We start from the raw sequence: 13,833 nt of genomic DNA on the forward strand, positions 1-13,833 counted from the left end.
GCTTTCAGGGGGGGACGCTGAGCGTCTGACTGCCGGCAGCCAGGCCATTGGGGGCTGGATCAGCCGCCGAGGATCAATGGCAGCAACCGTGCGGTGTTGCGGGCATCTTCCAGAGCGCGGTGTTGCTGCCCCTGAAAACTCATGCCGGCCAGTTGCAGCGCGGTATGCAGCCCCACCGGACGTTTGAGTTGGCGGGCCTGGGCAAAGCCTTGCTTGAGATTGCGATGCTCCAGGTCACGCAGGTGGCTGTGCAGGCCATGCTGATGCCATTCCTGCTCTAGTTGCCGACGATCATAGTCGCCCCAACTGGCCCAGGCCGTCAGGTGTGGAATATGAGGTGTCAGCCAGCGCTCGAACTGTGGCCAGACGGTCGCCAGCGTTGCAGCCGAATCGACGTTGGCCTGGCTGATATGCGTAAGCGCCCGGCAGAAGCTGGTCAGGCAGGGGCGACGCAGGGGACGTACGAAACGCTGGAAATGGTCGAGTTCATGACCTTGAGCGTTCACCAGGCTGGCGCCAATCTCGATGATTTCCATCTCCTGCAGAGGCCAGCCACCTTCTTCTGTAGTGGCTTCCAGGTCGATTACCAGCCAATGGCGCATAGCCCCTCCTGCGGTCGTGGGCTGAGTATGGAAGGGCTTTCTCGCACCGGCAAACTGCGTGTTAGGCTGTTGATGACACGAATTGCGGAGGTGTGCGATGGCTAAGGTGGCTTTTATCGGGCTGGGCGTCATGGGCTTTCCGATGGCAGGGCATCTGGCGTGCGAAGGGCACGAGGTGTGCGTCTACAACCGCTCGGCCGCCAAGGTCGGATTATGGGAGGATGAATTCGCAGGCGAATCGGCCGCCACACCCCGCGAAGCCGCTCGCGATGCCGAGTTCGTCATGACCTGTGTCGGCAACGACGATGACCTGCGCAGTGTATTGCTGGGTGCCGATGGTGCGTTCGCCGGTATGACACCGGGCAGCGTATTGGTCGATCACACCACGGCATCGGCCAACGTGGCTCGCGAGCTGGCCGTACTGGCCGCCGAGCGCGAGCTGGGTTTTCTCGATGCCCCGGTTTCAGGCGGTCAGGCGGGTGCCGAAAATGGCATGCTGACGGTCATGGTTGGCGGCGAACAGGCGTTCTATGACCGTGCAGCTCCGGTGATCGAGGCTTACGCCAAGATGGTCAAGCTGATGGGGCCGGTCGGCAGTGGTCAGCTGACCAAGATGGTCAATCAGATCTGCATCGGCGGGCTGGTCCAGGGCCTGGCCGAGGCGCTGCACTTTGCCCAGTGTGCCGGGCTCGACGCACACGCCGCGATGGAAGTGATCAGCAAGGGCGCGGCACAGTCCTGGCAACTGGAGAATCGTCATCAGACCATGCTCGACGGCAAGTTCGATTTCGGTTTTGCCGTGGACTGGATGCGCAAGGATCTGTCGATTCTGCTCGATGAAGCTCGCCGCAATGGCGCGCAATTGCCGGTAACGGCGCTGGTCGACCAGTTCTATGCGGATGTGCAGGCAATGGGCGGCGGCCGTTGGGACACCTCGAGCCTGTTGGCCCGCCTCAAACCGGTGAGCAAGGGCTGATCGATCTCTGAAAGCGCCCTGCAGGCAGATGCCGGCCCAGCGATAGTCCCGCTTCAGCGGTTGCTGCATGTACAGCACGCTGAAGGGGACTCCTGCCCAGGCGTTGCCCTGTGATTTGGTGCCATATCAGGTGTAGGTGGTGGCCAGATTGGCCCGGCTGATCATTGCGACGCCTGGCAGCCAGAGGGCCATTTATGAGTGAAACCCAAACGTGGATTTCGCGGATAAGGTTGTCGAGCACCCCGGATTATTTCGGTGACGGCATCCACTTCCAATGACTTAAATTCAGCTTTTTTTTGCAAAAAAGCGCCGCTAGAATTTGCGCCGTTTGGTCCCGAGATCGCCCTTCATGCAATGCCGTGCCGGCTGCGGCGCCTGCTGCATCGCGCCTTCCATAAGCTCCCCGATCCCCGGCATGCCGTTCGGCAAGGCGGCAGGGGAACGTTGCATCCATCTCACGCTCTCAAATCTGTGTGGCCTGTTTGGTAACCCCAAGCGACCTGCCGTATGCGTGGGGTTTTCAGCCGACCCGGCTGTGTGTGGCGATAGCCGTGAACAAGCCATCAACCTGCTTGGCTGGCTGGAGCAGGCAACCGCGTCGTGATTTCCATTGTCCGTCGCCACCCTATGGTGGCGGCTACTGCCTATAAGGAATGCCTGGTTATGGTTTCGTTGAGCCGGATGATTGCAGTATGCGGGTTGGGTGTCATGGCGCTGGCTGGTGCTGTGCAGGCCGAGGACTGGCAACTGGCCAAGGATGAAGACGGTATTCGTGTGTACCTGAGCGAAGTGGCTGGCTCCAAGTACAAGGCCTACCGTGGCGTGACCACGATCAAGACCGATATCGCGACATTGAGTGCATTACAGGAGGATCTGAAAGGCTCCTGCGTATGGATTCATGCCTGTGCCGAGCAGCGTCTGCTCAAGCATGAAGGCAACCAGAGCTGGGTCTACAGCCGTTTCAAGATGCCCTGGCCAGTCGCCGCACGTGACTCCATTCTGCATGTGACCACCAGCGAAACCGCCGATGGCGGAGTGAAACGCAGCATGGAAGGCACGCCGGATTATCTGCCGACGGACAAGGATTATGTCCGCGTGGCCAGCCTGCAGGGGTACTGGACCTTCGAGCCCAAGGCGGCGGGGGAAGTCGAGGTCGTCTATCAGGTGCACACCGAGCCTGGTGGTAGCGTGCCCTCCTGGCTGGCCAACAGTTTCGTGGTCGATGCGCCGTTCAAGACCCTGCACGATCTACGGGCCAAAGCCGAAGGGCGCTAGCGCCTGTGGACGTTTCGATATAGGGCGGATGGAGGCGATTGCGGGCATTCGACTTTTACGTTTCTTGACGCGCCAATTGGTGGGCTAAAAGCCCACCCTACAGAGCCTGTCTACTGCGTAGGGCTTCAGCCCACCAATTACGGCGCCCGCAATGGCCTCAAGGAGAAGGCCTAGGGTTTTAAATTCGATGCGTTAAAGCCGAGCCTCGGCAGTTCACCGCCGGCACTCACTCCTGCTGGCTCAACCACACCAGGCGCAGGTGCAACTGTGCGGCAAAAGTGCGTGCGGCGAGTTCTTCGTGAAACGTGAGGGCGCGTCGCCCGACTCGAACGCGCCACAGCTGACGCCCGTTGTGTTGCAAGGTTTCAATGCGCACATCCTGCATTTACGCCGATTTCTCCTGGTCCTCGACCACGCTGTTGCGGGTTTTTACCAGTGACAGCAGCACGCCGCCCACCAGCAGTCCCAAGGTTACGCCAAGAGAAACCAGTGCGGGAATCTTGCCAATGAAACCGTGCAGGAAAATCTTTCCGCCGATGAAGATCAGCACCAGGGCCAAGGCGTATTTGAGGTAGACGAACCGATGCATCAGCGCAGCCAGGGCGAAGTACAGCGAGCGCAGGCCGAGAATCGCGAATATGTTCGAGGTGTAGACGATGAACGGGTCCTGGGTGATTGAGAACACGGCAGGCACGCTGTCCACGGCGAAGACCAGATCAGCCAGCTCGATCAGCACCAGCGCCAGGAATAGTGGGGTCGCGTAGAGCAGCATTTTGCCGGACGACGATGGGCGGCGGACGAAGAAGCTGCCACCGTGCAGCTCATCGGTCATGCGGATGTGCTTGCGTAGAAAGCGCAGTACCGGATTGTTGGCCAGGTCTGCCTGATGCTCCGGCTTGCTGAACATCATCTTCACGCCGGTGAACAGCAGAAAGGCACCGAAGATATACAGCACCCATTCGAACTCTTTCACCAGAGCGGTACCAAGGCCGATCATCAGCGCACGCAGTACGATCACGCCGATGATGCCCCAGAACAGCACCCGGTGCTGGTAGCGCCGCGGGATACCAAAGAAGCCGAAGATCATGGCCATGACGAACACGTTGTCCATCGATAGCGATTGTTCGACCAGAAACCCGGTGTAGAACTCCAGGGCCTGTGCAGAGCCGATTTCCCACCAGACCCAGGCGCCGAACAGCACGCCGACGCTGAAGTAGCCGCTGTAAAGCAGCAAGCTCTCGCGCATGCCGATTTCATGTTGGTCGCGGTGCAGAATGCCGAGGTCGAACGCCAGCAGGGCGATAACGATGGCAAGGAAACTCAGCCACAGCCAGGCAGCTGTGCCGAGCCAAGGTGTATGAAGAAGATCGAGCAGTTCGGTCATGGCCCCTCCGGCGTGATGTTCGGGTCCTATGCAAAAACGGCCGATTGAGAACGACCGTTGTACATGGGACCTGGGAAGTGACTCCGACATCACGGTGAGATTTCACCGCCAGAGGGGCCCGGCGTCACCCGATAAAGGCTAATGGGCCAGGCGATGCCTGGCAACCCTTCGCCGTTTCAAGAGATTGCCCGGAGGCAAAGAAGAGCGTGCAGTGCGGTGCTTCTGGTTTCTACAGCGCACTCAGTACACCCACACTTCGACCCGGCGGTTCTTGATCCGGCCTTCGTCGGCCGAGTTGGCCGCCACCGGAAGCAATTCACCCAGGCCGATAATGTCGCGGAAGATCACCTTGGCGCGGGATAGCTCGCGGCGTACCGCCATCGCGCGCAGCTTGGACAGGAGTGCGGCACGGGCTGGATCGCTCTTCGGATCACCGAAACCGACCAGCACGACCTTGTGTTGCAGCTTGTCGTGCTGCACCAGGTAGTCGATTACCCGGTCGATATCGCGCTGTGCCTTGTTATCCAGCACAGCGCTGTTTTCCTGAAAGCGAAAATTCACCGACAGCCGTTGCGCACCCTGGGTCAGCGCCTGGTACTCCTCGGGCATTTCAGGGCTGCTCGCCACTTTCACGGCCTGCACGGTCTGCGCAATGAAGCCTGTCTGTTCGACAATGGCTTGCCCGCGCGGGCTGTGGGCGAACTCGATCAACGCCTTGGCCCAGGGGTTGCCGTTGCTGGGGGCATGGTAGAGGAACAAACGGCGGGAGAGGGGGTAGTCCTCCGTGGCGATCAAGGTGATGCTCGGCTGCATCGGTTGCGACTGGCCGTCGGCAATCGCCACGGCCTTGCTCTGGCGCACGTAAGGCAGGCCGATAAAGCCGATTCCGCCTGGATCGCTGCTCACGCTGTCGGAGAGTCGATCACTCGATTCGAAGCGTTTGGCATTGGCGGCCAGGGCCTTGCCATGACTGGCCAGCACCAGTTCCTTGAAGGTGTCATAGGTACCGGATTTGTCATCACGGGCATACAGGTTGATGGCGCCGCCACGGCCACCGATCTGCTCCCAGGTCTTGATCTCGCCGGCATAGATGGCCGCGAGCTGTTCGGTGCTCAAGGCATTCAGTGGGTTGCTCGGATTGACGATGATTGCCAGGCCGTCGATGGCAATGACTTGCTCGGCCGCAAGGCTGTGCATGTCACCCAGGCTGACCAGGCTCTTGGCTTCGGCGTCCTTGATTGGCCGTGAGGAAGCGGCCAGCTCGGCGCTGCCGTCTTGCAGCGCGGTAAACCCGGTTCCCGAGCCGTGTGCGGCCACCATGACGCGAACGCGCTGGCCAGTTTTCGTTTCGGCAACGACCTGCTGTTCGTTTTCTACCTCGGTGTCCTCGACGCGAATGGCGCGCAGCCCTTGCTCTTCGAACAAGCCTTTGACCAGGGCTGGACCCAGTTTGGCGCCGATGGTGTTGGAGCCCTGAATGCGCAACACGGTATCCGCGTCACGGGCATCAGCAGCGAAGATCGACCAAGGCAGGGCATAGCAGATGAAGCCCAGCAGGAGCCAGGCGTAGGCGTGATGAGAAGTTTGTCGATCATTGACAGACAGGGCGCGCGACATGCGGCAGACACCTTCTTGGAGGGAGTGAAAGTGTCGGGGAGATTAAGTCGGTAAGGTTGCAGCGACGTTACAGCGCCTTCTTGCGGAGCCATGCATTGCGGGCTCCGCAAGAGGGATGTAGTCAGCTCAGTTCAAGCCAGATCGGCGCATGATCGGAGGGTTTTTCCATGCCGCGCAGGTCGTAGTCGATGCCGGCATCCTTGATCCGGGATTGCAGCGGCGAGCTGGCGAGAATCACATCGATACGTAGGCCACGCTTGGGTTCGTCCTCGAAACCGCGGCTGCGGTAATCGAACCAGCTGAAGCGGTCGTTCACCGCGGGATGCAGGTGGCGGAAGCTGTCGATCAGGCCCCAGCTTTTCAGCGTGGCGAGCCATTCGCGTTCTTCCGGGAGAAAGCTGCACTTGCCGGTTTTCAGCCAGCGCAGGCGGTTTGGCTCGCCAATGCCGATGTCGCAGTCTTCCGGGGAAATATTGATATCGCCCATCACCACCAGCGGTTGATCCGGCTGGAAGCGGCTGGTGAGCAGGTTTTGCAGGTCTGCATAAAAACGCTGCTTGGCCGGGAACTTGACCGGGTGATCACGGCTTTCGCCTTGCGGGAAATAGCCGTTCATCACGGTGACAGGGTTGCCCTCGGCGTCGGCAAAGGTGCCGTAGATGAAACGCCGCTGGGCCTCTTCGCCATCATCCGGGAAGCCTTTGTGCAGCTCCAGAGGTGCCTGGCGCGAGAGCAGGGCGACCCCATAGTGGCCTTTCTGCCCGTGGTAATGCACGTGATAGCCGAGCTGGCGAATTTCCGCCTCGGGGAATTGTTCATCCGAGACCTTGGTTTCCTGCAGGCCGATCACATCGGGCTGATGTTTTTCGATCAGTGCCGCCAACTGATGAGGACGGGCGCGCAGGCCGTTGATATTGAAGGAAACGATCTTCATGGGCAGCTACCAGCGAGGAAAACCGCGATGCTAGCTCAGGTGTCGGATGACGGCCAGCGCCTGGCAGGTCCGGGTTGGCAGTGCTAACGTGGCTGCTGACCCGCAAAATCCAATAAGAAAGTTTGTTGCCGATCTCTTGAGCTAGAGCCAGTCAAGGCGAAATGGGGCGAGGGCGCGGAGTTCACGAGCTGTAAATGAGCAGCCCGGACTCCATTTCAACGCAGCATGGCCGACGATCAAGAGATTCGGATCAGCTACTGACAAATGAGGTCGCCTGATGCCCACCCGCACCGCCGAAGTCCGTCTGCTCGAACACAGCTACAGCCGCGAAGCACGCTCTCTGCTGTACCACGCCTATCGCCACGATCCGACGTTTGCCTATTTGTTCGAAAGTGAACGTCCTGGCTTTGACCAGCGCGTACGCGCCACCGTGCGAGAACTGGTACACCAACATTTTGCGGAAGACCTGCCTGCCATCGGCCTGCTGATCGCCGATCGCCTGGTTGGCGTGGCGCTCATTGCCCCCCCTCAGCGGCGCCTGGGTATCACCGAGAGCTGGGCCTGGCGTTTGCGTATGCTGATGACCACGGGTTTCCGCTGCACCCGGCGTTATCTCGACTACCACAGTGCCGTACTTGCCTGCCTGCCGCCCGGGCCTTATCACGTATTGCCCCTGCTTGGCGTGCACCCGGAGTTCCAGGGCCAGAGCCTGGGCGAGCAACTGCTGGCTGCCTTGCACAACTGGTGCGCGGAAGATGCCGGCTCGCAGGGCGTGGTCCTGGATACCGGCAATCCGCATTACCTGGAGTTCTACAAGCGGCAGGGCTATGAGGAAATTGGTGAAGTGGCGGTCGGGCCGATCATCGAGCACGTCTTCTTTCATCCCAACCCACAAGTAACCACCCAGGCCCGTGCCTGATTGACGCAGTCGTCGGATAAGCTTCCAGGGCTCTGGCTCGACGGTGTGGGCGTGTTAGCATCCGGCACATGAATTTTTGCCATGGATTGCGCGGACTGCTACTAGTCCTGCTCTGTTTCTGTTCCGCCGCTCAGGCGAAAGCACTGCTGGTCGTCAAGGTCGAGCCGAGTAACAGTGCGCTCAAGAACAACATCGAGGCCTATATCGGTGATCTGGGCGAGCGCGATGAGAACGCCTTGCGCAACTTCCGCCGCAGTGCTGAAGAGCAGGCGAGCAAGGCTGCGCAGGCACTCGGTTACTACCAGGCCGAGATCAATGGCGCGGTCGACCTCGGCCGTGACAACCAACCCCGTCTGACATTGCAGGTACGCCCCGGAGAACCGGTCCGGCTGCGTCAGGTCACTGTACGCATCGAGGGTGAGGCTGCCGCCCTGGCCGTTTTCAAGACTCCTGGTGGCAAGGGTTTACAACCAGGCGCCAAGCTCAATCACGGCACCTATGAAGATGCCAAGAAACTGATCGAGAACCAGGCGCTGCGCTATGGCTTCTTCGCTGGACGTTTTCTCAGCCAGAAACTCGACATTGACCCACCTGCCGGCAGTGCCGATATCGAGCTGATCTATGACAGCGGCCCGCGCCATCATTTGGGCGCAGTCAGCTTTCAGGGCGACACGCCTTTCGATGATGAGTTGCTCGAGCGCTTCGTGCCGTTCGCTCAGGGCGCACCCTATGATTCCGACCTCGTCGCCAAGCTCAGTGAAAACCTGCAGCGAAGCGGCTACTTCGATCTGGTCCGGGTTGATGCAGTCCCGGTCGCGGACGTCCAGGAAATACCGGTAAAGGTCGAGCTGGCTGCAGTCAAACCCAACAGTTTTGGTGTGGGCCTGGGCTATTCCACGGATGTCGGGCCGCGTGCGCGGGGCAATTGGACCCGTCCGTGGATCAACGCCTACGGACACAGCTTGGGTTTGGAAAGCGAAGTGTCTGCCGTACGCCAGAACGTCGGCGCCTGGTACCAGATACCACTCGACCCGCCCCTGACCAACAGCTTGCGCTTCAACAGCGCCTACCAGCAGGAGCACCTGGTCGATGTGGAGAGTGCACGACTGAGTCTGGGTGCCTTATGGCAGCGACAGCTGGACAACAACTGGCAACGTATCGTTTCCCTGCGCTGGGAGCAGGAAGTCTACGACTATGGCGATGGCAGCCCGGATGGGCGCAGTAGTTTCCTGATGCCAGGGATCAGCTACAACCTGCTGCGCAGTGACTCGAACATCGACCCGAACAAAGGCTATCGCTTGCAGGTAGAAGTCAGCGCCGGGAAAGAGGGGTTGCTGTCGGATGCCGACATGGCCCGCATCAATGCCCAGGCGCGCGGCCTGTATACCTTGCCGGGAGGGCATCGCCTGCTGGCGCGAGCCCAGTTCGGCGGCATCGCCACCAATAACTACAGCGCCATTCCTCCATCCCTGCGTTTCTTTGCCGGTGGTGACCAGAGTGTGCGCGGTTACGACTACCAAAGCCTGTCGCCGGAAGACCGGCAGGGCAACAAGGTCGGTGGGCGTTACCTGATGGTCACCAGTGCCGAGTATCAGTACCCGGTGGCCGAACGCTGGCGTATCGCGGCGTTCGTCGATCGTGGTAATGCGCTGGACTCGCTCGATGGCGCGAGCCGTACCGGGGTCGGTTTCGGTGTGCGTTGGGTGTCGCCGGTAGGGCCGATTCGCCTCGATCTGGCCCACGCGCTGGATGATGACGGCGGCGTACGTTTGCACTTCTCCATGGGGCCGGAACTGTGAGGCGCGCACTCAAGTATGGGATAGCTGGCCTGCTTGGCATGCTGCTGGTCACGCTGTTGCTGCTCGTCGCCTTGCTTGGGAGCGAAACAGGCAGCCGCTGGGTGCTGAGCCAGGTGCCTGGCCTGAGTGTAGAGGCCTACCAGGGACGCCTGGGCGGTGACTGGCAAGCTGAAAGCCTGGTGTGGGAGCAGGAGGGTGTGCGCCTCGCCCTGCTGCAGCCGCGCTTGAGCTGGTCGCCGAGCTGCCTGCTGCGTGGTCAGCTTTGCATTGATGAGCTGGTCAGCAGCCAGGTCGATCTGCATCTGGCGGAAACATCGGATGAAGAAACGCCAAGCACCGAACCCATCACGCTTCCCGCACTTGATCTGCCGCTGACGATCCGCCTGGGCAAGGTGCAGGTCGACCGCTTCAACCTGGATGGCAGTGATCTTCTGCAAGAGCTGGAGGGGCGTGCCGAGTGGCAGGCGGATGGCATCCATATCGAACACCTGCACGCCCGGATGGATGATCTCGCTCTGACCTTGCAAGGCACGCTACAACCTGACGGCAAGTGGCCCTTACAGGCGCAGGCCGTGCTGAGTCTGCCAGCCCCTGATACACAGCCCTGGCAGCTGAACATTACGGTATCGGGTGAGTTGCAGGACCAGTTGCAGCTCAAGGGCTCAAGCCAGGGTTATCTGGTTGCCAGTCTCGACGGTAAGGTTCAGGCGCTGGCCGATCATGTGCCGGCCAGCTTGAATATTCGCGCCGAACACTTCCTGGCCAGTGCCGACCTGCCAGCCACCTTGAGCCTCGACCAACTGGCGCTTAACGCCCATGGGGACTTGCAGCAGGGCTACACCGTACAAGGCAAGGCCACATTGCCGGGGGAGGGTGGTGACGTCATGCTGGACCTGGCCGGGCTAGTGACTGCCTTGGGCGCAGAGATCAAGGGCCTGCAACTGACCGCTGCGCCTCAGCAACAGGTGACGGTACAGGGGCAGCTGGACTGGCAGCAGGGCTTCAAGGCAACCACTCAGCTCGCGTGGGAAGACTTCCCCTGGCAGCGCCTGTTGCCACAGGAGCAGCCACCCGCAGTCCAGTTACGGCGTCTGGACGCCAACTTGAACTATGCCGATGAGCGTTATGACGGCAATTTTCAAGCAAAGCTGGATGGGCCAGCCGGCGCTTTCAGCCTTGCCAGCGAGTTAACTGGCGATCTGGCTCAGGTGAGCCTGAATGAGCTGAAACTGCACGCGGGTAAAGGCACTGCCGACGGCCATGTACAGGTCATGTTTGCGGAGGGTGTTGGTTGGGATGCCGCCTTGCAGCTGCGTGACCTCGACCCGGCCTTCTGGCTGGCGGAGCTGCCCGGCAGCCTGGGCGGACAACTCACCAGCCAGGGCACACTCAAGAACGAGCAGCTCGACCTCAATGCCAATCTCGACCTGCAGGGTCGCCTTCGCGGCCAGCCCGCCGTGTTGCAGGCGACAGCATCTGGAGCAGGTCAACGCTGGATTCTGGAGCAATTGCTGCTGCGCGTTGGCGATAACCGCATTCAGGGACAAGCCAAACTCGACGGCGCCCTCACGGGGCGGGTCGACCTGGCGCTGGATCGGTTGGGCCAGTTGTGGCCACAGCTCGGCGGACGGGTGAACGGTCGGCTCGACCTGGCCGGCAGCCTGAAGGCTCCACAAGGTGCGTTGCAGCTGAATGGTGACCGCTTGGCGTTCGCCGATAACCGGGCGCAAAGCCTGGCAGTGAGCGCGCGCCTCGACCCACAGCAACGTGCCAATCTGCAGGTGGATGTCCAAGGGCTCGCCAGCGGCGATACCGAGCTGGGTCGTCTGCACTTGGAAGGCTCGGGCACGGAGCAACGTCAACAAGCCACATTGGGCCTGGCCGGCGGCCTGCTGGATGTTCGATTGGCCGTCGCCGGTGACTGGGATGGCAGCGCCTGGCGCGGCCGGCTGGCCCGCGGCGAGGTACAGGGTGGGGGGCAGACCTGGCAGTTACAACAGCCCGCGCGCCTGCAGTATCTTGCCGATGGCCGCCTGGAGTTCGGTGCGCACTGCTGGTTGTCCGGGCCTGCCAGCCTGTGTGGTGGCGAGCAGCGTCTGCTGCCCGATCCCCGTATCGACTACAAGCTGCGCGATTTTCCTCTTGCCAGCCTGGCGCCCTGGTTGCCCCAGGATTTCGCCTGGCAGGGTGAACTCAATGCCGATATCGACCTTCGCCTGCCAGCCAGTGGCCCCAATGGTCGGGTACTGATCGATGCCGGCAGCGGGGTGCTGCGTATTCGTGATCAGGGCCAGTGGGTCGATCTGCCCTATCAGCGTTTGCACCTGGACAGCACATTGCGTCCGCAACGTATCGACAGCCAGCTGACGTTCTCCGGTGAGCGTCTGGGCGAGCTGCAGGCCAGTGCACAACTCGATCCCCGTCCGCGTCTCAAGCCATTGACCGGGCAGTTTCACCTCAGTGGCGTCGACCTGTCGGTTGCCCGGCCTTTTGTCACGGCATTGGAAACTCTGGAGGGCCATCTGCAAGGCAGTGGCACCCTGAGTGGCACCTTGCAGGTGCCCAATATCAGCGGAAACCTGAGCCTGCGCGACGGCAAGCTGGCCGGCGGCGAGCTGCCGACCACGGTCGAGCAACTCAAGCTCGATGCGCGTATCGACGGTGAAAGCATGCGTCTTACCGGTGGTTGGCGCAGTGGCGACAAGGGCGCAGGCAACCTCGACGGTGAACTGGCCTGGGGCGCGGAGACGCGAGTCAACCTGGCATTACATGGCAGCAGCCTGCCCATAATCGTCGAGCCCTATGCCAACCTGGAGGCTGATCCGGACCTGCGTATCGCCCTGGTGGGAGACACGCTGTCCATCAGCGGTAAGGTGGCGGTCCCGCGCGGCAAGATCACCATTCGTGAACTGCCGCCGCAGACGGTCAAGGTGTCGCCCGATGCCCATATCGTGGGCGAGCAGGACCAGAGTGATCAGGGCCTGCAACTGGCCATGGATGTGCAGGTCGAGGTAGGCGCTGATCGCCTGCGCTTCACTGGCTTCGGCCTGACGGCGGATCTGCTCGGTCACCTGCAAGTAGGCGACAACCTGGTTACCCGTGGCGAACTGACGCTGAAGAACGGCCGTTACCGCGCCTATGGCCAGCGCCTGGATCTGCGCCGTGCGCGGTTGCTGTTCGCCGGCCCGGTGGATCAGCCTTATCTGGATGTGGAAGCGGTGCGCAAGGTCGGTGATGTCACCGCCGGTGTTCGCCTCAACGGTCGGGCTGACGCGCCCCGTAGCGAAGTGTTCTCGACCCCGGCCATGAGCCAGGAGCAGGCCTTGTCGTATCTGGTGCTGGGCCGCCCGATGAACAGTGATGGTGACGGCAATGCCCTGGGGCAGGCCGCGTTGGCACTTGGTCTGTCCGGCAGTGCGCCGCTGACCAGTGACATCGCCGAGCGCCTGGGCATCAAGGACTTCCAACTGGACGACGATGGCGCCAGTGGCCGCCTCTCGGACCGCCTGAGCATTCGCTACGGCCTTGGGGTGCTGGAGCCGTCCAGTGTCGTGGCGTTGCGTTACGAGTTGAGCAAACGTTTGTACCTGGAGGCTGCCAGTGGCCTGGCCAGCTCGCTGGATCTGTTCTACCGCCGGGACTTCTGATGGACGCAGGCCGCTGGATTTCCCCTGGAAGCTGGAGGACACTTCCAGCGCTGAATTTTACTGTCGGGTGCTCTGGCACCTGGCATGCGTGCACCACACTCTCATAAGGAAACCCAAATGGCTCAAGTAACCCTGCGTGGCAATCCGATCCAGGTCGACGGCCAACTGCCACAAGCCGGTGGCCAAGCCCCGGCATTCAGCCTGGTTGGCAAGGATCTCTCGGACGTGACCCTGAGCAGCCTGGCTGGCAAGCGCAAAGTGCTGAACATTTTCCCCAGCGTCGACACACCGACCTGCGCCACCTCCGTGCGCAAGTTCAATACTGAAGCGAGCAAGCTGGCCAACACCGTGGTGCTGTGCATTTCCGCCGACCTGCCGTTTGCCCAGTCGCGCTTCTGCGGTGCCGAAGGCCTGGACAATGTGATCAACCTGTCCACCATGCGTGGCGCCAATTTCCTCAAGGACTATGGTGTTGCCCTGGCCAACGGTCCGCTGGCTGGTGTCGCCGCCCGTGCCGTGGTGGTGCTGGACGAAAACGACAAGGTGCTGCACAGCGAACTGGTCACCGAGATTGCCAATGAGCCTGACTATGACGCGGCCATCGCCGCGCTCAAGTAAGCACCCAGGGGGTACACAACGGCTTATTTCGGTAAGCCGTTTTTGTTTGCGCAACATCCTGC

General features: G+C 61.2%; 12 protein-coding genes and 1 pseudogene. 7 read left to right on the forward strand and 6 right to left on the reverse strand.

The features are described 5' to 3' along the window. Positions 1-59: 59 nt before the first annotated feature. Complete coding sequence (locus ACWPW0_RS11210; RefSeq protein ID WP_454255361.1) at positions 60-602, reverse strand: exonuclease domain-containing protein; 543 nt, start codon at positions 600-602, stop codon at positions 60-62. Positions 603-699: 97 nt separating this feature from the next. Here ACWPW0_RS11210 and ACWPW0_RS11215 point away from each other — a divergent pair, with 97 nt between their 5' ends. Further along, a complete protein-coding gene (locus ACWPW0_RS11215) occupies positions 700-1,578 on the forward strand; it encodes an NAD(P)-dependent oxidoreductase (RefSeq protein ID WP_447591764.1) in 879 nt (292 codons plus the stop codon). Between the two features lie 12 nt (positions 1,579-1,590). Here the strand turns inward: ACWPW0_RS11215 and ACWPW0_RS11220 are convergent. Further along, a pseudogene (locus ACWPW0_RS11220) lies at positions 1,591-1,668 on the reverse strand (DMT family protein); the annotation flags it as partial. Positions 1,669-1,927: 259 nt separating this feature from the next. On the opposite strand from ACWPW0_RS11220, the gene ACWPW0_RS11225 reads away from it, so the two are divergent. Together ACWPW0_RS11225 and ACWPW0_RS11230 are read left to right on the forward strand one after the other, a co-directional pair. Beyond that, a complete protein-coding gene (locus tag ACWPW0_RS11225; protein WP_447591762.1) occupies positions 1,928-2,182 on the forward strand; it encodes a YkgJ family cysteine cluster protein in 255 nt (84 codons plus the stop codon). 59 nt (positions 2,183-2,241) lie between these two features. Then, complete coding sequence (locus ACWPW0_RS11230) at positions 2,242-2,853, forward strand: START domain-containing protein (protein ID WP_447591760.1); 612 nt, start codon at positions 2,242-2,244, stop codon at positions 2,851-2,853. A gap of 226 nt (positions 2,854-3,079) precedes the next feature. Here ACWPW0_RS11230 and ACWPW0_RS11235 read toward each other — a convergent pair whose 3' ends face one another. The 4 genes from ACWPW0_RS11235 to xthA all read right to left on the reverse strand — a co-directional run bounded on the left by ACWPW0_RS11235 (position 3,080) and on the right by xthA (position 6,788). After that, complete coding sequence (locus ACWPW0_RS11235; protein WP_447591758.1) at positions 3,080-3,238, reverse strand: hypothetical protein; 159 nt, start codon at positions 3,236-3,238, stop codon at positions 3,080-3,082. Continuing rightward, positions 3,239-4,237, reverse strand: a complete 999-nt coding sequence (locus tag ACWPW0_RS11240; protein ID WP_447591756.1) for a TerC family protein — start codon at positions 4,235-4,237, stop codon at positions 3,239-3,241. It abuts the gene before it with no gap. 240 nt (positions 4,238-4,477) lie between these two features. Then, positions 4,478-5,854 carry a substrate-binding domain-containing protein gene (locus tag ACWPW0_RS11245; RefSeq protein WP_447591754.1) on the reverse strand — a complete coding sequence of 459 codons (1,377 nt, stop codon included), beginning with the start codon at positions 5,852-5,854 and terminating at the stop codon, positions 4,478-4,480. 121 nt (positions 5,855-5,975) lie between these two features. Next, positions 5,976-6,788, reverse strand: a complete 813-nt coding sequence (xthA, locus tag ACWPW0_RS11250; RefSeq protein WP_454255362.1) for an exodeoxyribonuclease III — start codon at positions 6,786-6,788, stop codon at positions 5,976-5,978. A 277-nt stretch (positions 6,789-7,065) separates the two neighbouring features. Between xthA and ACWPW0_RS11255 the strand changes: the two genes are divergently transcribed. From ACWPW0_RS11255 to tpx, 4 genes are all read left to right on the forward strand, one after another. Further along, positions 7,066-7,707, forward strand: coding sequence for a GNAT family N-acetyltransferase (locus ACWPW0_RS11255; RefSeq protein ID WP_447591750.1), 642 nt, complete (start codon positions 7,066-7,068; stop codon positions 7,705-7,707). A gap of 68 nt (positions 7,708-7,775) precedes the next feature. Next, entirely contained in the window at positions 7,776-9,506 is a 1,731-nt protein-coding gene (locus ACWPW0_RS11260; protein WP_454255363.1) for an autotransporter assembly complex protein TamA, read from the forward strand. Next, positions 9,503-13,153, forward strand: a complete 3,651-nt coding sequence (locus tag ACWPW0_RS11265) for a translocation/assembly module TamB domain-containing protein (RefSeq protein WP_454255364.1) — start codon at positions 9,503-9,505, stop codon at positions 13,151-13,153. Before ACWPW0_RS11260 ends, ACWPW0_RS11265 begins: the two co-directional genes overlap by 4 nt. A 117-nt stretch (positions 13,154-13,270) precedes the next feature. Further along, complete coding sequence (gene tpx, locus ACWPW0_RS11270; RefSeq protein ID WP_454255365.1) at positions 13,271-13,771, forward strand: thiol peroxidase; 501 nt, start codon at positions 13,271-13,273, stop codon at positions 13,769-13,771. Positions 13,772-13,833 lie beyond the last annotated feature (62 nt).

Source organism: Pseudomonas sp. Marseille-Q8238 (genome assembly GCF_965111915.1).

Bases quoted from the DNA above. Each gene is read 5' to 3' on its own strand.
- ACWPW0_RS11210 (WP_454255361.1), bottom strand. From the start codon at position 602: ATGCGCCATTGGCTGGTAATCGACCTGGAAGCCACTACAGAAGAAGGT.
- ACWPW0_RS11215 (WP_447591764.1), top strand. From the start codon at position 700: ATGGCTAAGGTGGCTTTTATCGGGCTGGGCGTCATGGGCTTTCCGATG.
- ACWPW0_RS11225 (WP_447591762.1), top strand. From the start codon at position 1,928: ATGCAATGCCGTGCCGGCTGCGGCGCCTGCTGCATCGCGCCTTCCATA.
- ACWPW0_RS11230 (WP_447591760.1), top strand. From the start codon at position 2,242: ATGGTTTCGTTGAGCCGGATGATTGCAGTATGCGGGTTGGGTGTCATG.
- ACWPW0_RS11235 (WP_447591758.1), bottom strand. From the start codon at position 3,238: ATGCAGGATGTGCGCATTGAAACCTTGCAACACAACGGGCGTCAGCTG.
- ACWPW0_RS11240 (WP_447591756.1), bottom strand. From the start codon at position 4,237: ATGACCGAACTGCTCGATCTTCTTCATACACCTTGGCTCGGCACAGCT.
- ACWPW0_RS11245 (WP_447591754.1), bottom strand. From the start codon at position 5,854: ATGTCGCGCGCCCTGTCTGTCAATGATCGACAAACTTCTCATCACGCC.
- xthA (WP_454255362.1), bottom strand. From the start codon at position 6,788: ATGAAGATCGTTTCCTTCAATATCAACGGCCTGCGCGCCCGTCCTCAT.
- ACWPW0_RS11255 (WP_447591750.1), top strand. From the start codon at position 7,066: ATGCCCACCCGCACCGCCGAAGTCCGTCTGCTCGAACACAGCTACAGC.
- ACWPW0_RS11260 (WP_454255363.1), top strand. From the start codon at position 7,776: ATGAATTTTTGCCATGGATTGCGCGGACTGCTACTAGTCCTGCTCTGT.
- tpx (WP_454255365.1), top strand. From the start codon at position 13,271: ATGGCTCAAGTAACCCTGCGTGGCAATCCGATCCAGGTCGACGGCCAA.